At 54.2% G+C, this 17,913-nt stretch carries 20 protein-coding genes; 16 read left to right on the top strand and 4 right to left on the bottom strand.

Annotation, left to right across the window (positions count from 1 at the left end; translation table 11 throughout):
• The first annotated feature begins 135 nt into the window (after positions 1–135).
• The 4 genes from RHI63_RS04090 to RHI63_RS04075 are packed head-to-tail and all read left to right on the top strand — an operon-like array spanning position 136 to position 2,957.
• Positions 136–897, top strand: a complete 762-nt coding sequence (locus RHI63_RS04090) for a DUF4382 domain-containing protein (RefSeq protein ID WP_310821891.1) — start codon at positions 136–138, stop codon at positions 895–897.
• Entirely contained in the window at positions 894–1,376 is a 483-nt protein-coding gene (locus RHI63_RS04085; protein WP_206201186.1) for a carboxypeptidase regulatory-like domain-containing protein, read from the top strand. The genes RHI63_RS04090 and RHI63_RS04085 overlap by 4 nt, the downstream gene beginning before the upstream one ends.
• Entirely contained in the window at positions 1,334–2,065 is a 732-nt protein-coding gene (gene cbiM / locus RHI63_RS04080) for a cobalt transporter CbiM (RefSeq protein WP_310821889.1), read from the top strand. Before RHI63_RS04085 ends, cbiM begins: the two co-directional genes overlap by 43 nt.
• Complete coding sequence (locus RHI63_RS04075; protein WP_310821888.1) at positions 2,028–2,957, top strand: AEC family transporter; 930 nt, start codon at positions 2,028–2,030, stop codon at positions 2,955–2,957. The genes cbiM and RHI63_RS04075 overlap by 38 nt, the downstream gene beginning before the upstream one ends.
• A 13-nt stretch (positions 2,958–2,970) precedes the next feature.
• Here RHI63_RS04075 and petM read toward each other — a convergent pair whose 3' ends face one another.
• Both petM and RHI63_RS04065 read right to left on the bottom strand, forming a co-directional pair.
• Positions 2,971–3,072, bottom strand: a complete 102-nt coding sequence (gene petM, locus RHI63_RS04070) for a cytochrome b6-f complex subunit PetM (RefSeq protein WP_011057256.1) — start codon at positions 3,070–3,072, stop codon at positions 2,971–2,973.
• 51 nt (positions 3,073–3,123) lie between these two features.
• Positions 3,124–3,492, bottom strand: coding sequence for a hypothetical protein (locus RHI63_RS04065; protein WP_206201184.1), 369 nt, complete (start codon positions 3,490–3,492; stop codon positions 3,124–3,126).
• A 104-nt stretch (positions 3,493–3,596) separates the two neighbouring features.
• On the opposite strand from RHI63_RS04065, the gene bchD reads away from it, so the two are divergent.
• Positions 3,597–5,609 carry a magnesium chelatase ATPase subunit D gene (gene bchD, locus RHI63_RS04060; RefSeq protein WP_310744859.1) on the top strand — a complete coding sequence of 671 codons (2,013 nt, stop codon included), beginning with the start codon at positions 3,597–3,599 and terminating at the stop codon, positions 5,607–5,609.
• Between the two features lie 67 nt (positions 5,610–5,676).
• On the opposite strand, the gene groL is transcribed toward bchD, so the two are convergent.
• Positions 5,677–7,308: a chaperonin GroEL gene (gene groL / locus RHI63_RS04055; RefSeq protein WP_310453303.1), complete on the bottom strand. Its 1,632-nt coding sequence runs from the start codon at positions 7,306–7,308 to the stop codon at positions 5,677–5,679.
• A gap of 184 nt (positions 7,309–7,492) precedes the next feature.
• Here groL and RHI63_RS04050 point away from each other — a divergent pair, with 184 nt between their 5' ends.
• From RHI63_RS04050 to fni, 9 genes are all read left to right on the top strand, one after another.
• Positions 7,493–8,092: a CAP domain-containing protein gene (locus tag RHI63_RS04050; protein WP_206201181.1), complete on the top strand. Its 600-nt coding sequence runs from the start codon at positions 7,493–7,495 to the stop codon at positions 8,090–8,092.
• Between the two features lie 63 nt (positions 8,093–8,155).
• A complete protein-coding gene (locus tag RHI63_RS04045; RefSeq protein ID WP_302678923.1) occupies positions 8,156–8,401 on the top strand; it encodes a chlororespiratory reduction protein 7 in 246 nt (81 codons plus the stop codon).
• 179 nt (positions 8,402–8,580) lie between these two features.
• Positions 8,581–9,051, top strand: coding sequence for an SRPBCC family protein (locus RHI63_RS04040; protein ID WP_315862992.1), 471 nt, complete (start codon positions 8,581–8,583; stop codon positions 9,049–9,051).
• Positions 9,052–9,070: 19 nt separating this feature from the next.
• The gene (gene argB / locus RHI63_RS04035; protein ID WP_310821884.1) at positions 9,071–9,958 is read left to right on the top strand and encodes an acetylglutamate kinase; all 888 of its coding nucleotides are present in this window, start codon (positions 9,071–9,073) and stop codon (positions 9,956–9,958) included.
• A gap of 116 nt (positions 9,959–10,074) precedes the next feature.
• Positions 10,075–10,365: a hypothetical protein gene (locus tag RHI63_RS04030; protein WP_310453305.1), complete on the top strand. Its 291-nt coding sequence runs from the start codon at positions 10,075–10,077 to the stop codon at positions 10,363–10,365.
• A 117-nt stretch (positions 10,366–10,482) separates the two neighbouring features.
• On the top strand, positions 10,483–11,784 hold the full coding sequence (gene ctpC, locus RHI63_RS04025) for a carboxyl-terminal processing protease CtpC (protein WP_302676731.1): 1,302 nt from the start codon (positions 10,483–10,485) through the stop codon (positions 11,782–11,784).
• A gap of 23 nt (positions 11,785–11,807) precedes the next feature.
• Positions 11,808–12,698, top strand: a complete 891-nt coding sequence (locus tag RHI63_RS04020) for a cation diffusion facilitator family transporter (protein WP_310801518.1) — start codon at positions 11,808–11,810, stop codon at positions 12,696–12,698.
• 56 nt (positions 12,699–12,754) lie between these two features.
• The gene (locus RHI63_RS04015) at positions 12,755–13,891 is read left to right on the top strand and encodes a geranylgeranyl reductase family protein (RefSeq protein WP_206201606.1); all 1,137 of its coding nucleotides are present in this window, start codon (positions 12,755–12,757) and stop codon (positions 13,889–13,891) included.
• 69 nt (positions 13,892–13,960) lie between these two features.
• Entirely contained in the window at positions 13,961–14,989 is a 1,029-nt protein-coding gene (fni, locus tag RHI63_RS04010) for a type 2 isopentenyl-diphosphate Delta-isomerase (protein WP_310821883.1), read from the top strand.
• Here fni and RHI63_RS04005 read toward each other — a convergent pair.
• Positions 14,986–15,696, bottom strand: a complete 711-nt coding sequence (locus RHI63_RS04005) for a DUF2232 domain-containing protein (protein WP_310453307.1) — start codon at positions 15,694–15,696, stop codon at positions 14,986–14,988. The two genes, fni and RHI63_RS04005, sit on opposite strands and share 4 nt — an antisense overlap.
• Positions 15,697–15,836: 140 nt before the next feature.
• Between RHI63_RS04005 and egtC the strand changes: the two genes are divergently transcribed.
• Entirely contained in the window at positions 15,837–16,619 is a 783-nt protein-coding gene (gene egtC / locus RHI63_RS04000) for an ergothioneine biosynthesis protein EgtC (protein WP_310438484.1), read from the top strand.
• Entirely contained in the window at positions 16,594–17,727 is a 1,134-nt protein-coding gene (locus RHI63_RS03995; RefSeq protein ID WP_310821881.1) for an SUMF1/EgtB/PvdO family nonheme iron enzyme, read from the top strand. Before egtC ends, RHI63_RS03995 begins: the two co-directional genes overlap by 26 nt.
• The last annotated feature ends 186 nt before the right edge of the window (positions 17,728–17,913 follow it).

Below are 17,913 nucleotides of genomic sequence, written 5' to 3'. Positions count from 1 at the left end.
CATCCCCCTCCCGTGCATTGTAGAACCAATGCCACCCCTTCTAAGGTAGGAAGAGTGTCTTTATTGCTTTTGCCAATAGCTACAGGGGTGCTCTTTCTGTGGCTTTTTTCGGCGTGATCAGGCGTGATCAAAGGAATGAATCTATACCAACGTTTAGGGATAGTCACGATTTTCAGTACAGTGCTACTGGCCAGTTGTGCGCCCGCCTCGCAAAAGGGCACTCTCCAGCTCTATGCCAATGGTGAAGAGCGCTTGCAAACGGGATGGACAAGCAAAGATGGCTGGAAGCTCGAGCTTGACCATGTCTATTTGACGTTGGGTACGGTGACTGCCTACCAAACCCATCCCCCTTTTGATCCTGAGGCGGGCGATCGCCCCGACAGTGAAGTGACGGTTGTGTTTAGCGATCCTATGACGGTGGATTTGGTGAGTGATGAGCGTCCCCTTGTAGGCAGTGCTGCGGCGGCGGTGGGTCACTTCAATGCCCTGCAGTGGCAGACCCTCGCACCCAGTTTACAACTGGTGGGAACAGCGCAGCGGGGCAATGTCACTCTCCCCTTTGACATTACGTTGGATCAGCCCTTGGCCTTTGTTTGTGGCGACTACATTGGCGATGAACGCAAGGGAATGGTCACAGCGAACAGTTCCGCTGAGCTAGAGATTACGCTCCACTTTGATCATCTTTTTGGTGATGGCGCTGAACCAGCAACGGCGGAGATCAATCGCGACGCGGTAGGCTTTGACCCCTTTGCTGCCCTAGGCACTCCTGAGGGAGTCACGGTTGACTGGACAGGATTACAGCAAAAACTCAGCCCCAAAGATTTTGAAACACTGCGCAAAGCCCTTAGCGGTCTGGGGCATGTCGGCGAAGGTCACTGTCGGGAGGTTTCCTCATGAAAACAGTTTTAGCGAGTGTGGCTACCTTAGGACTGATAGTTCCCCAAGCCCTTGCCCATGGGGTTGAGTTGCGCTACAAACCGCAACAGGTGATTCACATTACAGCGCGCTATGACAGTGGCGAACCGATGGCAAATGCTAGGGTACAGGTCTTTGCCCCCGATCGCCCCCAAGAAGCAGCAATAACAGGAACCACCAATACCCAAGGGGAGTTTCAATTTGTGCCCGATCGCCGCGGTCAGTGGCAGGTGCAGGTACGTCAAGGGGGACATGGCGGCCTACTCACGATTCCGATAGCAACCGATGCCCAAGCAACGGCTGAGGTTGCTCTTACCGCCGTCCCAGAACCGCCAAGGACGGTTTCCCTGAGTCAATACACTCCCGCACAAATCACGGTCATGGTCTTGGCAGTGCTCTGGGGTGCCATTGGCACAGCTTGCTTTGCTTGGTCGCGGCGGCGGCTGCCAGTGGAGTCGTAGTCATGCACATCCCCGATGGTTTAGTGCCGCCCCTGTGGTGTGGACTGGGTTATGCCGGTAGCGGTGGTCTCCTGTGGTGGTCTTGCCGCCGTTTGCAGCGGGCAACGGTGGATCCGCTGGCGATCGTGCCGCGATTAGCTCTATTAACCGCTGCCTTTTTTACCGCCTCTGCGGTTTATATCCCGCTGCCTCCCGCCAGTGTGCACCTCATGTTCCTTGGCAGTCTGGGGATTCTTTTGGGGGAAGGGGCAATGATAGCCGTGGTGATGGGATTATTTCTACAGGCGGTGATGTTTGGTCATGGCGGTCTGACGACTTTGGGCCTCAATGCGCTGATCATGGGGATTCCAGCGCTCCTTGCCGCTGCTGTTTTTCGGGGGCTGTGGCATCGCTGTCCGCCAAGGGGGCGATCGCTCCTCGGGTTTATCCTTGGGGCGGGGGCTGTGCTGTTGGCTGTTCTCTTATTTGGCGCAGTGATTCTCCTGAGCCTGCCAGCACCCTTGGATCAACAGCGGGAATGGCTAGCGATCGCTGCGATTGGGATTGGCCATTTGCCCCTTGCTATGTTGGAGGGAGTGGTCACGGCTTCACTGCTGGTCTTTTTGGCCAAAGTCAAGCCAGAATTCCTGTCCCAAGGCGTATGCTTTTCCCGTGAAAATTTTCCTTACCCTACTGCCGACCCTCGCTGAACTCTACGGATTAATCTTTCTGTGCATGGGCATTGGCTATGGCAGTAGCCGTTTTTTGCCATCAACGACGGGGGCTTGGCTGGCGCAAGGGTTGTTCTGGGTGGGGACGCCCCTAACGGCATTTAGTTTTATTGTCACCACCCCGATTACGGGTCACAGTACGTTGGCTCCGCTATTGGCGTGGCTAGGAATGGGGATCGGCGTCAGCTTGGCGTGGCTGTGGTTGCAGCAATATCCCGCTCACACGCGGCAGGAGCAGGGCAGTTTTCTCTTGGCGACCATGGTGGGCAACACGGGTTTTATTGGCTTTCCAATTACTTGGCGACTGCTGGGGCAAGAGCACTTCAGTTGGGCGTTGTTTTTTGATCTGATGGGGACGCTCCTCATTTCCTATAGTGCTGGCATTGGCGTGGCGGCGAGTTTTGGCGATCGCGCCATTTCCATCGCAAAACTGCTGTGGCACATTGGCCGGAATCCAACCCTTTGGTGTGTCGGCATCGGACTGCTGCTACGACAACATCCCCTACCCGCGATCGCCCAACAGGGACTTTTAACCTTGGGGTGGTTAATGGTGATTGCTGGATTGATCTATATGGGCATCTGCCTCGGTGAGGCTCCCCTCAAGCTCCGCTGGGAACGCATCATTCCCTGTCTGACGATTAAGATGCTACTGGTACCGCTCCTGTTGGGTCTCGGATTAACCCTCGTAGGCATCAGCGGCCGGCCCCGTCTAGGGATGGTACTCCAAGCTGGCATGCCCCCCGCCTTTATGACCCTAATTCTGGCGGATGTATATCACTTGGACCGGGCTTTCGCTGCCAGTGTGATTTTAACCAGCCTCTTTGCCTTAATTCTTCTATTGCCCCTGTGGCTGGTGCTCTTTGCCGGGTAGGGGCATTTGGTGGCTAATCGTCGGGAGTCAAGCGCAACAGCAGGTAGCCTGCGCCTAAACCAACCAGAACCAGGGTAAACGTAATTACCGCAGTATTGAAAATCTCTTCTGCCATAGGGCGGCCTCAGCTAACAAGAACTCATTGTAACCAATTTGGCTCCTTTGCTTACCACGGCTCCAAAACAGGTTCCCGCAGTAGCTCATGGGTACCACGATTCACGGTCAAGAAGATCCCGCGGGGTGTTTTGGTCAATAGATACGTGTACTCACCATTGACGGCTTCAAAATAGTACCCTTGAGGACTCCAATCCCGCAGGGGCAGCCGAATTGATAGGCGCGGATCCTGCTTGTGTCGTGCCATATAGTAGGCGGGGCGATCGCCCCCACAGATATTCACCCAATAGCTACGAGTCTCCGTGGCCACAAAGGTACTTTCATAGGAGCGACAGGAAAGGGGGCGTGCCAGTGCCGCCAGTGGTGTCATCGTCAATAGGGCAACAGCCGCTAGGGTGGAGCCAACAAACCTCATGGTCATCTCGCAGCAATTTCTCACTCCAGTCTAGCCAAAGAGGCGGGAAAGGGTTTCACCCTCGGTAAGATAGATGATGACGACTGCTGTTTACCTTCAACAGGGATGCAATGACGCTCGCGATCGCCCCCTTTCCGATTACCGCCATTGTTGGTCAAGAAGCCATTAAGCTTGCCCTGCTGTTGGCCGCCGTTGATCCCGGTTTGGGGGGGGTGATCATTGCCGGGCGGCGGGGGACTGCCAAATCTGTTCTTGCGCGGGGTATTCATGCCCTATTGCCCCCCATTGAAGTCATTGATCAAGGGGAGATCCCAGTACCGATCATTGCCAACCCCGATCCCGAACGTCCCCAAGACTGGGATAGCCGCTTGCAGGCTTGGCGCCAAAGTCATCCCGATGTCCCTTTGACCACCAAAGTGATTCCAGCCCCCTTTGTGCAAATTCCCCTAGGGGTCACCGAAGATCGCCTCTTGGGAGCCGTGGATGTGAGTCAATCGGTGCAGCGGGGTGAAGCGGTCTTTCAGCCCGGCCTCTTGGCGGCAGCCCACCGCGGCGTGCTCTATGTGGATGAAATCAATCTCTTGGATGAACAATTGGCCAATGTGCTGATGGCCGTGCTGAGTGCTGGGCGCAACCCAATTGAACGGGAGGGGATTAGTCTGGATCACCCCTGTCGTCCCCTGTTGATTGCCACCTTTAATCCCGATGAGGGAGAAGTGCCGCCCCATCTGCTGGACCGGTTTGCGATCGCCCTATCGGCGGATACGGTTCTGGGCTTAGATGAGCGGGTTGCAGCGGTGGATCATGCCACCCAATTTGCTGATTCGCCCCAAGCCTTTTTGCAGCAGTACGATGCTGAGCTAGAGGATCTGCGCACCCAAATTATTCTGGCGCGGGAATGGCTCAAGGAGGTAAAAATTCAACGGCAGCAAATTGCCTATCTGGTCACCGAAGCCCTACGGGGCGGTGTTCAAGGCCATCGAGCAGAACTCTTTGCGGTGCGGGTGGCCAAAGCCCATGCTGCCCTGAATGGCCGCAGTGAAGTGAATGCCGAAGATCTACGCCGCGCTGTTGAACTAGTGATTGTGCCGCGAGCCACGCAACTGGAACCGCCGCCGGAGCAACCACCGCCCCCACCTCCACCACCGCCCCCGCCGGAGAATCAGCAGTCTAACCCCGAAGAAGAACCCGATGAGCCAGAGACGCCACCGGAAGAGCAGCAGGAAACGCCACCCATTCCTGAGGAATTTGTCTTTGAGGCCGATGGCACGGTCTTGGATGAGTCAGTGCTCTACTTTGCCCAACTGACCCAACGCCAAGGGAAATCGGGGAGTCGCAGCCTGATTTACTCCCAAGATCGCGGTCGCTATATCCGCCCCATTTTGCCCCGTGGCCGAGGGGGTCGAATTGCTGTGGATGCCACCCTGCGCAGCGCCGCTCCCTACCAAAAATCCCGTCGCCTACGCCAACCCCAACGCCGCGTCATTGTTGAAAACAGTGATCTGCGAATTAAACGTTTGGTACGCAAAGCGGGTGCCTTGATTATTTTTGTCGTGGATGCCTCTGGCTCCATGGCACTGAACCGCATGAATTCTGCCAAGGGCGCTGTTTTACGCCTATTGACCCAAGCCTATCAAAACCGCGATATGGTGGCGCTGATTCCCTTTCGTGGCGAGCAAGCAGAGGTGCTCCTACCCCCCACCCGATCCATTGAAGCGGCGCGGCGACGCCTTGAAACCCTGCCCTGTGGGGGTGGCTCTCCCCTTGCCCACGGCCTGACCCAAGCGGTGCGAGTGGGTTTGAATGCCAAGCAAAGCGGTGAGATTGGTCAAGTGATGATTGTGGCCATTACCGATGGTCGGGGCAATATCCCCCTGAGCCGTTCCCTTGGCGAAACTATTCCGCCGGAGACCAAGCCCGATGTCAAAGCGGAAGTACTGGAAATTGCCGCTAAAATTCAAGCCTTGGGTCTGAAGCTCTTGGTGATTGATACCGAGAATAAGTTTGTCTCCACGGGGATGGGCAAGGAATTGGCACGGCAAGCAGGGGGTAAGTATTACCATCTGCCCAAGGCCACCGATCAGGCGATCGCCCAAGTGACGCAGAATGCCCTGCAATTTTAGCCACCAATAAAAAACCCTCCCCCCAGTTAGAGAGGAGAGAACCTAGCAAACTATTGGGGCAGTAAGCCTACATCATGCCGCCCATGCCCCCCATACCGCCATCCGCAGGAGCTGCCGGTTTCGGTTCCGGTTTTTCGACCACAAGGGCTTCTGTCGTCAGTACCATGCCGGCGATCGAACCAGCATTTTGCAGGGCAGAGCGTACGACTTTGGCAGGGTCAATAATACCGGCACTAACGAGATCGTCATAGGTGCCCGTTGCAGCATTAAAGCCATAGTTAAAGTCACCGGCACGGACATTCTCGACGACTACGGCTCCTTCAACACCAGCATTGTCAGCAATTTGAGCCACCGGGGCTGCCAAGGCACTGGCAACAATGCGTGCCCCCGTTTGTTCCTCGGGACTGAGGCTAGGCAGCAGGGCATCAATGCGACTGGCCAAGTGAAGCAAGGTCACACCACCGCCGGGCACGATCCCTTCAGCCACTGCCGCTTTGGTGGCATTGAGGGCATCTTCGAGGCGGAGTTTGCGATCCTTCAATTCCGTTTCGGTGGCAGCCCCCACTTTGATCACCGCTACGCCGCCCACGAGCTTGGCAATGCGCTCTTGCAGCTTTTCTTTGTCGTATTCGGAGTCGGTCTCGGCCAACTGCTTCTTGAGCTGTTCGACCCGCTTTTGAATATCGGCTTTATTGCCTTTCTCGGACACAAGGGTGGTGGTGTCTTTGGTCACGGTGACGGAGGCGGCTTCTCCCAGCATGGTGATTTCCACATCATCTAGGGTCAGTCCCACTTCCTCAGAAATGACTTGACCGCCCGTGAGAATGGCAATGTCTTGGAGCATTGCTTTACGCCGTTCGCCAAAGGCTGGGGCTTTCACGGCAACCACATTGAGGACACCCCGCAGTTTATTCACCACCAATGTGGCGAGGGCTTCGCCTTCTACATCTTCAGCAATGATCACGAGGGGACGACCACTGCGAGCCACTCTTTCTAGGGTGGGAATCAGATCTTGGATACTGGTAATTTTTTTGTCCGTCAACAGCAGATAGGCATTGTTGAGTTGAACAATCATCCGCTCTGGATCGGTGACAAAGTAGGGGGAAATGTAGCCGCGATCAAACTGCATCCCCTCAACAATTTCCATTTCTGTATTCAGGGATTTCGATTCTTCAATGGTGATCACGCCATCTTTGCCGACTTTGGCCATGGCTTCACCAATCATGGCTCCCACTTCGGGATCATTACCGGCAGAGACGGTGGCCACTTGGGCAATCATATCCCCTTCAACGGGTTTGGCCACTTCGGCAATGCCCTCGACAATGGTTTTGATCGCTTTTTCCATACCGCGCTTGAGGGCAATGGGGTTAGCACCGGCAGCCACGTTTTTCAGGCCTTCACGGATCAGGGCTTGGGCAAGGAGGGTGGCAGTGGTTGTGCCATCGCCGACGACATCATTGGTTTTGGCGGCCACTTCCCGAATCAGTTGGGCACCAGTATTTTCGTAGGCATCTTCCAGTTCGATTTCCTTGGCGATCGTCACGCCATCGTTAACAATTTGCGGTGCGCCATACTTTTTCTCAAGCACCACGTTGCGCCCTTTGGGGCCAAGGGTAATTTTCACGGCATCGGCAAGGGCATTAATTCCGCGTTCGAGCGATCGCCGGGACTCTTCATGAAATGCGACTAATTTTGCCATGGGTGGCTATCCTTTAGTAACTTGGAGGTCATGATTGAGGGACTGCAAACTTAGCAGGCTTCAAGCCATTGTTTACAGTACTGTGGAAAACCAGTTGAGGGCAATGGCAGAAAATGTAGGGGATTCCGCACTTGCTCGCGTACACTGACAATAGACTGACAATAGATTAACAAGCTTCGCAGCCATGGCTGGCCGCCACCTCAATCAACAACGCCTACAGGTCTTCTTGTACGTCACCTTAATGCTCGGCATTGCCCTTGCAGCGGCCAAGGAGTATTTTTACTTGAACAATGGCCAAGGGGGGCAAGATTGGCAAATTGGTGCTCCACAGGTGGATGTCATTGCTGCTCAGCCAAAACGCTCCCTTGCGGAAATACGAGCCTTTGCCCTGCAATTGGTGAATCGCGATCGCCAGCTCAATGGACTGCCGCCCCTTGTTGCCGATGAATTACTCACAGAGGCCGCACAACGCCACGCCGAAGATATGCTCAAACGCCAATACTTTAGCCATACCAATCCCGATGGGCAATCCCCAATGGATCGCTTTATCGCCTTGGGGGGACGCGGTGGCGTCGGTGAAAATATCATGGAGCAGAAGGGCACCCCCGGATTGGTGCTCAACTATAAGCTGATTGAGCGGTTCCAAAAAGGCTGGATGTATAGTGAGGGGCACCGCCAAAATATCCTGCGGCCTGAATTTACCCGCTTTGGCTTTGGCATTGCTTTGAATTCAGCTCACGGAGAAGTCTATGCTGTACAGATGTTTGCACTGCCAGCCCAGTAAAGGCAGAGCGTTGCTGCGCGGATAATTTCCAATGTAATCAATGTCAACTTAACCGCATTCGCTATGTTCACTGAAGAGATGTATGTTGTCCTTGAATCTACTGTCAGCGATGAGACCTTTCTCACGCCGATGGAGCTACAGGCCAAGCTGGTGGAGTATTTAACAGGAACCGATGTTTCCCTAACGCCGGATCTACTTGCTTTGCCCGATGTGGAAAGTCGTGCCCACTACCTCATGACAACGGGTTGTGAACTGCAATTACCCAATGGTGGCTACCTTCAGTGGTATGCCGTGCGTTTAGAAAAATAATCGTTACACAGAGTTACGAAACTCCTGCTCGGAAAATTCCGTTCTAATATAGATAAGGCTCTTGGATCAATCAAGGGTTCAGGCGATTATTTATTCTTTCGTGGTGTCCAAATCGTCAGGAATAGTAGGGTAACGAGACTGTGGCCGATCGCCGTCGTCAACAAAAGAAAAAACAGCAAATGACCTACAGCTGGCCGTTGGCAGGCACCTATCAAGCCCTCAGCTCGGCATCGGTGGATTTGATCTGGCGCAAAGTGGTGAATTTGGCCGATGTGTCGTGGCATCCCTTGATTTTGCGCACGAATGTGCCCTACGGACTCGTACCCAAGCCGGGGTTTATTTTCCAAGCCATGACCCGTTGGATTCCGTGGCCGATTCAGATTTTTGTCGAACGGGTATCACCGGGAAAACTGTTGAGTATTCGCATTTTGGTCTTGCCGGGGGTAGAGGAACGGGTAACCTATCGTTTAGAATCAACGGTCTGTGGGAGTCAGATTTCCTGCTCAGTGATGTTGCGGGGGTGGCTGGCGCCGCTGATTTGGTCACTGATTCGCGATTCTGCGGCAGGGTTGGCTGCCCGCTTAGCAGTTGCGGCTGAGGAAGATCCCCCCTCTGCTCAGCCCCCCATTGATCCCTGCTTAGGTTTTTAGACGGACAAAAGAAAACTCTATGCTCAGCGATAGCGATCGCGTTCGTGTTCTCAGTGAAGCCCTGCCCTATCTCCAAGCCTTTGCCGGGCGCACCTTTGTGGTCAAATACGGCGGTGCCGCCATGAAGGAAGAGCAGCTCAAAGATTCCGTGATTCGCGATATTGTCTTTCTCTCCTATGTGGGGATTCGCCCTGTGGTGGTTCATGGCGGTGGCCCAGAAATCAATACTTGGCTTGGCAAACTCAACATTGAACCCCAATTTAAAAATGGGCTGCGCGTCACCGATGCCGCAACGATGGATGTGGTGGAGATGGTCTTGGTGGGTCGGGTCAACAAGGAAATTGTCACCCTGATCAATCAGGCGGGCGGTAAAGCGGTGGGGCTGTGCGGCAAAGATGGCAACCTGATTCGTGCCCGTGCCCAAGGAGAAGAGAGCATCGGCTTTGTGGGTGAAGTCCAAGGCGTGGATACCCGCGTGATTACGGCACTAGTGGAGAAGGGGTATATTCCCGTCATCTCCAGTGTGGCTGCCGATGATACTGGGCAAGCCTACAACATCAATGCTGATACTGTTGCTGGCGAGATTGCGGCGGCTTTGGGGGCTGAGAAGCTGATTTTACTGACGGATACCGCAGGCATTTTACGGGATTATCGTGATCCGAGTACTCTCATTTATCGCCTTGATATTGCCGAAGCGCGGCAACTCATTAAAGAGGGGGTTGTCTCTGGCGGGATGATTCCTAAAGTCACCTGTTGCGTGCGATCGCTCGCTCAAGGGGTGAAATCAGCGCACATTATTGATGGCCGGGTGCCCCACGCCCTGTTGCTAGAAATTTTTACCGATTCGGGGATCGGCTCAATGCTCGTGGGTTCCAATGCAGCCTACGATCGCGCCTTCACTGATTGAAACTTTTTGCATGAAGAAGGGCGTCCTAGGGTATGACGAGGATGTCTTAGCGTCAGGGTCTATTACCTATGAAATTCTTCTCTTTAATCTTAATTAGTAGCAGCTTAGCCACTAGCTTGAAACTGCCAGCACGCGCCATTCCCCAACCCTACCCCCCAGTGGCGGTGAATAGTTTTATGAATACCTGCATCGAGCGTGGCCGGCGATCAGCGCCCATTGTGCCCCGTTCAGTGATGAATAACATTTGTCAGTGCTCCATCAACTACATTCAAGAGCGATTGAGCTACACTGATTTTCAAACCCTTGATCCCAATGGCAGTCAACCGCAATCTCCTGGCCAACAGCGGGCACAGCGGGTTCTCGATGAAAGTGTGAACTACTGCATTCGCCAACAACTGGGGGTCTAGGCACTTTTTGACCCTGCTGCGCGTCGGAAAACTTAGCTGGCGATCGCCAACGGCCAAGGCAAGTCTTTGTGCTAGATTGGGCGTAGGCTAAAGGATCGAAAATTTAGGACGAATCATATGGGAATCACACACCGCACGCTCGTTGTCAGTACGACAGTGGTCATGACGGCATTGGTTGCTGTCACGGGTGCGGGTCTGCACTGGTCCCGTAGCCTAGCAGGTTTTCGCCAAAGTCCTAAGGAACTCGTGGATGAAGTATGGCAGGTCATTGACCGTGAATACGTTGATGCCACCTTCAATGGCAATGACTGGCGTGCCGTGCGGCGGGAATTTCTCTCTCGGAACTACACCAAACCCGAGGATGCTTACAAAGCGGCACGGGAAATGCTCGAGAAGCTCAATGATCCCTACACCCGCTTTATGGATCCGGAGCAGTTTCGCTCCATGCAAATTGAAACCTCTGGTGAACTCACAGGGGTAGGTATCACCATTACCCAGGACGAAAAGACCAAAGAAATCACCGTGGTTTCCCCCATTGAAGGGAGTCCCGCCGCTGAGATGGGTTTAATGGCCAAGGATGTGATCCTGAAAATTGATGGCAAATCCACCAAGGGCATGGATCTCAACCAAGCTGTCAGCATGATCCGTGGCCCGGTGAATACAAAAGTGCGCCTGACGATCCAGCGGGGCGATCAAATCTTGAACTATGAGATCACCCGTGCCCGCATTGAAATTCATCCCGTTCGCCACAGCCTACGCCAAACTCCCCAAGGCCCTGTCGGCTATATTCGCCTTGTCACCTTTAGCTCCAATGCAGCAGCAGAAATGCGCGCCGCCATCCGTGAGTTAGAAAAGCAAGGCGTTGAAGGCTATGTTTTGGATTTACGCTCCAATCCGGGCGGCCTACTCTTTGCTAGTGCTGAAATTGCCCGCATGTTTCTACCGCAGGGCGATATTGTCTCTACGGTCAATCGCCAAGGGGAAGCAGAACGCTTACGTGCCGGTCGCGGCTTCTTGACCAATAAGCCCCTTGTGGTGCTCATTGATGGCGGCTCGGCCAGTGCCAGCGAAATCCTCGCAGGTGCCCTACAGGATAATGGCCGTGCCGTGTTGGTGGGAACGCGCACCTTTGGGAAAGGCTTGGTGCAGTCCGTCCAGCCCGTGGGGGAAGGGGCAGGGATTGCGGTAACGATCGCCAAATACTTTACCCCCAGTGGTCGTGATATTAACAAGAAAGGCATTGAACCCGATATTGAAGTCACACTCACGGAGCAGCAGCGGGAACAACTGACGCGCGATGACATTGCCACTGATCGTGATCCTCAATTTACACGGGCCCTTGCGGTTCTCAATGAACGTATCCTAGCGGAGCGACGCAATACCCAATCAGCGCGTCCTCCCCAGACAGCCAATCCTTAAGTTCACTCAGTTAGGTGAGCACCGTGGCCGACCACCGCCGACAAGCCCAGCGGGTATTGTTCTTGGCGCTAGGGGTCAATGTTGCCCTGACGGCCATTAAAGCCATTGTTGGTGTTCTCAGTCACTCATTGAGTTTACAGGCCGATGCCCTGCATAGCTTGACCGATGCCGGGAGTAGCATACTGGGCTTAGTGGCCATGCAGTGGGCTAACCCCCATCCCGATCGCGACCATCCCTACGGTCACCAAAAGTTTGAAGCCCTCGGTGCATTGGGGATTGCCGCCTTTCTGGGCATGGTGTGCTTTGAGATTTTACAAAGTGCGGTTGAGCGCCTGCTGCATAAAAGCAGTGCCGTGACGATCACAGGGGCAGAACTGTGGATTGTGATCCTTGTCCTTGGCATGAATATCGGCCTTACTCTCTATGAACACCACATGGGGCGCAAGCTGAATAATTCCGTGCTCATTGCTGATGCCAAGCATACCCTGAGCGATGTCTGGACAACGATTATTGTCCTTTTGGGGTTGATTGGGGTGTGGACGTTCAATTGGGATTGGCTGGATGTGGTGTTGGCATTTCCCGTCGCGGCCCTTGTGTTTTGGAGTGCGTGGGAAGTTCTCAAAAGCAACATTCCTTGGCTGGTGGATGAGATGGCGATCGCCCCCGAAGCCATCCATGAGCTAGTGATGACCGTGCCCGGTGTGGTTAATTGCCATGACATTAGCTCGCGGGGAATGGTGGGACGGCAAGTGTTTATTGAGATGCACTTAATTGTCGAGGCGGAAGATATTCCCACGGCCCATGACATTACTGAGCAAATTGAAGCCCTGCTGCAAGACCGCTATGGGCCGGCTCGCATTGTCATCCACGTCGAACCCCCCGACTACGAATCCAGTCAGATCAGCTTCTCTTAAGTGATTTTTGCTATTTTTTGAGCATCTGCGCAAAGCAACTGAGGAGTGACCCTGTGGTGTACGACTGCATTGTTGTTGGTTCAGGCCCTGCGGGCGGTGCGGCTGCCTATCACTTGGCTAGGCAAGGCTGGCGGGTGTTGGTTCTGGAAAAGGAAGCTCTGCCCCGCTACAAGCCCTGTGGGGGAGGTGTGTCGCCCCAAGTGCAAGCTTGGTTTGACTTTGACTTTACTCCTGCTATCTCGCTGAAGCTGACGCAAATGGTCTGTACGTGGCAGGGTGGGGAAGCGCAAGTGCTGGAACTGCCCCCAGAGCAAGCGGTGTGGATGGTGCGCCGCGATGTGTTTGATCATTTTCTGATTCAACAGGCGCAGCAACAGGGGGCGCAGGTAGCGGCTCAAACTCCCGTTACAGGTCTAACGTGGGGGGGCGATCGCTGGCAGGTGCATACGTCCAAGGGGGATTTCACAGCGCAGTATTTGATTGGCTGTGATGGTGCCAAAGGTTCAATGGCCAAGTGGTTGGGCTTCCAACATCGTCAGCAGCGTATAGGAGCAGCCATTGAGGTTGAAGCAGCCATGCCCAATCATTCCCTGAGGGCAGCCCACTTTGACTTTGGTCGCGTTCACAATGGCTACATTTGGAACTTTCCTAAACGGGAGGGCTACTCGATTGGTGTGGGCACGTTTTCCCTAAAACGCAAGCAAAATCTGAGGGCGATCGGGGCAGCATATGCTGAAACCTTTGGCGTTGATTTCAGTCAAGTCAAGGTCTATGGCCACCCCCTCTACTGTTGGCAGCGGCACCAGCGCCTGCACACCCAAAATGCCCTCCTTGCCGGGGAAGCGGCCTGTATCGTTGATCCGTTTACTGCCGAAGGCATTCGTCCCTCGCTGTTGACTGGCATGTTGGCCGCCCAAGCCATCGATCGCGCCCTCAATGGTGATCCAGAGGCTCTCGCAGACTATTCCCGTCAAGTCCAACAGGCGTGGGGAGCGGATATGGTCTGGGCAAAACGTCTAGCGACTCTTTTTTATCGGATGCCCCACATGGCCTATGAAGTGGCCATCAAACGTCCCAGCGCCCTGCAACGGATGGGGCAAATTCTCTGCGGTCAGTTGCGTTACCGCGATGCAGCAGCCAATGGCCTGAAATTGTTGGCAGCGGGGTTGAGAGTGCCGACGGTTTTCCGTTAATGCCGATAGGGATGCTCCCTGAGCTGCCTTCTATAATGTTGGTGCAGCCTAACTTTAGGAACACGAGTGGTGAGCAGTCCCATTGAGCAGCGCAAGGCCGAGCACCTCGAGCTTTGTATTCAAGGTGATGTCAGTCATCAAGAAATCACCACCGGTTTCGAGAAGTATCGCTTTCGCCATTGTGCCCTGCCCGAACTGGACTTTGCCGAGATTGATCTGAGCGTCGAGTTTTTGGGCTGGCGGCTTGCAGCTCCGCTGCTGATTTCCTCCATGACTGGTGGAACGCCTGAAGCGGGAGACATCAATCGCCGCTTGGCACGGGTGGCGCAACAAAAGGGAATTGCCATGGGGGTCGGTTCCCAGCGAGTGCTGCTGGAGCATCCAGAGGTGGCGACCACGTTTGCCATTCGTCAAGAGGCACCCACTATCCCCCTCTTAGCCAATCTTGGCGCGGTGCAGTTGAACTATGGCTGTGGCGTCAATGAATGCCAAAAGATTATTGATCTCCTAGAGGCGAATGCCTTGATTTTGCACCTCAATCCCTTACAAGAGGCCGTCCAAACGGGGGGCGATCGCAACTTCAAGGGACTGTTGACGAAAATTGGTGTTCTCTGCCGTGCCCTACCGGTGCCGGTGATTGTGAAGGAAGTGGGCAATGGTATCAGTGCCGATGTGGCCAAGCAACTCGTGGAGGTGGGAGTAGCCGCTATTGACGTGGCGGGGGCAGGGGGAACCTCTTGGGCTAAGGTGGAAGCAGCGCGTGCTCAGGATGGGCGTCAGCAGTACCTCGGAGAGGCCTTTGCCGAATGGGGCATGCCTGCGGCGCAGTGTCTGGAGCAAATTCATCCTGCCCTACCAGATACGCCCCTAATTGCCTCCGGCGGACTTCAAAATGGCATTGATGTGGCCAAGGCCCTTGCCCTCGGTGCTAGTCTTGCCGGTTTAGCGCGCCCCTTTTTGCAGGCCGCCCATCAATCAGAGGAGACACTTGCGCAACGCATTGATTTTATCCTTGAGGAATTGAAAACCGTGCTGTTTTGTACCGGCAGTGCCACTCCCCAAGCCCTCTATCAGCGTCGCTGTCTCGAAAGGATCTAGCGGGGGTCTTCAAGGATCGTGCGCAGCCACGGGGGCGGATCCGGAATCGGATTGCCCAATCGCTCCAACAGCGTCCATGCCAAAATATGCACCACTAAGGCATACACCGTGGACTGGAAAAAGACAAGTAGCAGTGCCACGACTTGGATCAGGGTCACCGTTGGCTCCAGCAGCAGGTTGAGGTTGACCAGCACCCAATCAATGAAATTCGTGACCTGCTGATTGAAGTAAATCCAGAGGTTTTCCCCGAGCAGAATGGACACAAGACTAATCTGAAAGAAAAATCCTGCGGTGCCAATCACAGCGCCACTGAGAATCGAGCGTTCCCAGCTCTCTTTTTTTGCCCAACAGCCGCCAAAAATCACCCCCATCATGCCGTGGGGCAAGAGAAATTGCAGACTGCGGGGTGGCCCCATCAACACAGAAAGGAGCAAGGCACTGACAATCGCCGCCATCCAAGCCGCTCGGCGGTTCCAGCGTAAATACACCAAGGCAATGGGAATTGGAAAAAATAGGCGCAAGACTGGACCAATGGGCAAATAAAAGTTAATCACCCACAGCAGGGCAGCGGTACTGGCAAGGAAGGCTGTTTCTGTGATCACCAAGGTGCGCTGAATTTGCGATCGCCCCAAGGCTTGGGACTGCTCAGGGGGCACAATGGCTTCGACGTCGGGAAAATCATCCTCTAGGGAATCCGTTGGGTTCATTGATTGCAGATAACCTTTTTTCTCTACACTCTAGCAAGCTTTACTGCCAGCTCTCAAACTGGATATAGCGCCCTGAAAAATCCTTTGCTGAAAGTTAGAATCGGGGGTAAGGTATTCCTATCAAACTTACATGTTAATTTATGTGCCGTCTTTATGCCTATATGGGGCGCAAAACGTCCCTTGCCCATGCCTTGGTGGATGCTCCCCATTCCCTGTTGGTGCAAAGTTATCAACCCCGCGAAATGACGGCGGGACGCTTAAATGCCGATGGCTTTGGGGTGGGCTGGTATGCTGCCCGCCAAGATGTGCCCCCCTTTCTTTATCGGCAAACGCTGCCCATGTGGCATGATATTAACTTTACTGAGCATTTAAGCCGCTACATTCAATCTACCTGTTTTTTGGCCAATGTCCGCAGTGCCACACCGGGTCAACCCGTGCAGATGACGAATACGCAGCCCTTTCGCTGGGGACGCTGGCTGGGGGTGCACAATGGCTTTATCGAGAACTTTCGCCAAACCCTCTACCGCCCTATGCGCGATCGCCTGTCGGATATTTGTTACAACATTGTTGAAGGCTCTACAGACTCTGAGCACCTCTTTGCCCTGTTTTGCAATGAATTGGTGTTGAATCCGCAACTGTCACCGTTGATGGTACTGCGGCAAACACTGCAAATTGTTTTTTCCCTAGCGCAGGCAGCGCGTACTAGTGTCAGTGCCGCCATGATTCTGACTGATGGCGTCTATATTCTTGCCACCCGCTGTGCGCGGGGCACACCACCCCCCACCCTGTACTGGAGTCAGGATGCCGAGAAAATTCAACTCACCTCAGAGCCGGTAGATCAGCAAACGGAGTGGTATCCTTTACCCGAAAATAAACTGCTGTTGATGAGTTTGCAGAGTGAACCAGAGATTTATACCTTCTGAGACCTCAACCCCGTTTAATCCTTGGGATCGCGAAGCCCTTTGGCAAGCCTTTCAGAACCAGCGGCAATTTACACGCCAACTTGTGGCTGAGTTGAGCGAGGCCGTCCTTTGTGCGCAGCCCCATCCCCTCTATAGTCCCGTGGGGTGGCATTTGGGACACATTGGCTACACAGAAGCTTTTTGGCTCTTGCCGGAATCCTCAGGGGTGAGCGATCGCGATCGCTATTGGTATGCCGCCGATGGCCGCCCCAAGGCCGAACGACAGCATCTACCGCCGCGTGGCCAGCTACTTGACTACTTAGCAGAGATTCGCCAAAAGACGGGCGATCGCCTCTACAGTCTTAGCGACGAGCAGTGGCAACGGGAAGTCCGTCTCTGGTGGTGGATTTTGCAGCATGAAGCCCAACACAGTGAAACGATGCAAATGGTGCTGGCGATGCAGGGGATTTTCACCACCTTACCCCCTCTCCTATCGTCGCCTCAGTCTTGGCAACGGATTGCCGCTGGCAGTTATGTCATTGGCAGTGAAGACCTCTTAGCCCTTGATAACGAGCAGCCAGTCCAGAGTGTCGAACTACTTCCTTTTACGATTGATGCGGCACCGCTGACCTGGCGGAAATTTCTCACCTTTGTGGAAGCGGGTGGTTATCAGCGGCGGGAATGGTGGTCCAGCAGTGGTTGGGAATGGCGCGAAGCAGAGGGGATCACAGCACCCTTTTACCCCGTTCCTGAGGATTTGGACTTACCTATGTGGGGACTCAGTTTCTATGAGGCTGAAGCCTATGGCCATTTCCAAGGCAAACGTCTCCCCAGTGAACGGGAATGGGAGATTGCTGCTCAGCAGGGACTCTTGAATCAGGGCTACGTTTGGGAGTGGACGCAAAGTCCCTTTGCCCCCTATCCGGAGTTCCAGAGCTATCCCTACCAGGGGTATTCTGCCCCCTACTTTGATGGCGAGCATTTTGTCCTAAAAGGCGGTAGTCACTGGACGCGCCCCATTCTCAAGCGACCCTCATTTCGCAATTGGTATAGCCGCACCACCCGTGAGGTGTTTGCCGGCGCCCGCTATGTTCAACTAGAAGCACTCCCGATTGAGTCTGAGGCCTAGACTGGGTGAAGTGGGTTAATTTTGTGCCCAAGTTCCCCGTGATCCTGTGATCCTTTTCACGGGCACTCTCCTTAGGCTTCGCCAGAATCAGACTATCAACTATCCTCTTGCGAGGCATCTTATGAGAAACATTGAAGCTGAGCAAACGAAGCACCGTTCCTCAGTAAAGAAAGTTTGAACAAGATG

Origin of the sequence: Thermosynechococcus sp. GLH187, from assembly GCF_031583395.1 — a bacterium.
Lineage (GTDB): Bacteria > Cyanobacteriota > Cyanobacteriia > Thermosynechococcales > Thermosynechococcaceae > Thermosynechococcus.
Note: the sequence above shows the minus strand (reverse complement) of the source record. Positions and strands in the feature narration are given on the sequence as shown.

Coding starts and splice junctions, on each gene's coding strand:
- RHI63_RS04090 (WP_310821891.1), top strand. CDS start 136: ATGAATCTATACCAACGTTTAGGGATAGTCACGATTTTCAGTACAGTG.
- RHI63_RS04085 (WP_206201186.1), top strand. CDS start 894: ATGAAAACAGTTTTAGCGAGTGTGGCTACCTTAGGACTGATAGTTCCC.
- petM (WP_011057256.1), bottom strand. CDS start 3,072: ATGGCAGAAGAGATTTTCAATACTGCGGTAATTACGTTTACCCTGGTT.
- RHI63_RS04065 (WP_206201184.1), bottom strand. CDS start 3,492: ATGACCATGAGGTTTGTTGGCTCCACCCTAGCGGCTGTTGCCCTATTG.
- bchD (WP_310744859.1), top strand. CDS start 3,597: ATGACGCTCGCGATCGCCCCCTTTCCGATTACCGCCATTGTTGGTCAA.
- groL (WP_310453303.1), bottom strand. CDS start 7,308: ATGGCAAAATTAGTCGCATTTCATGAAGAGTCCCGGCGATCGCTCGAA.
- RHI63_RS04050 (WP_206201181.1), top strand. CDS start 7,493: ATGGCTGGCCGCCACCTCAATCAACAACGCCTACAGGTCTTCTTGTAC.
- RHI63_RS04045 (WP_302678923.1), top strand. CDS start 8,156: ATGTTCACTGAAGAGATGTATGTTGTCCTTGAATCTACTGTCAGCGAT.
- RHI63_RS04040 (WP_315862992.1), top strand. CDS start 8,581: ATGACCTACAGCTGGCCGTTGGCAGGCACCTATCAAGCCCTCAGCTCG.
- argB (WP_310821884.1), top strand. CDS start 9,071: ATGCTCAGCGATAGCGATCGCGTTCGTGTTCTCAGTGAAGCCCTGCCC.
- ctpC (WP_302676731.1), top strand. CDS start 10,483: ATGGGAATCACACACCGCACGCTCGTTGTCAGTACGACAGTGGTCATG.
- RHI63_RS04005 (WP_310453307.1), bottom strand. CDS start 15,696: ATGAACCCAACGGATTCCCTAGAGGATGATTTTCCCGACGTCGAAGCC.
- egtC (WP_310438484.1), top strand. CDS start 15,837: ATGTGCCGTCTTTATGCCTATATGGGGCGCAAAACGTCCCTTGCCCAT.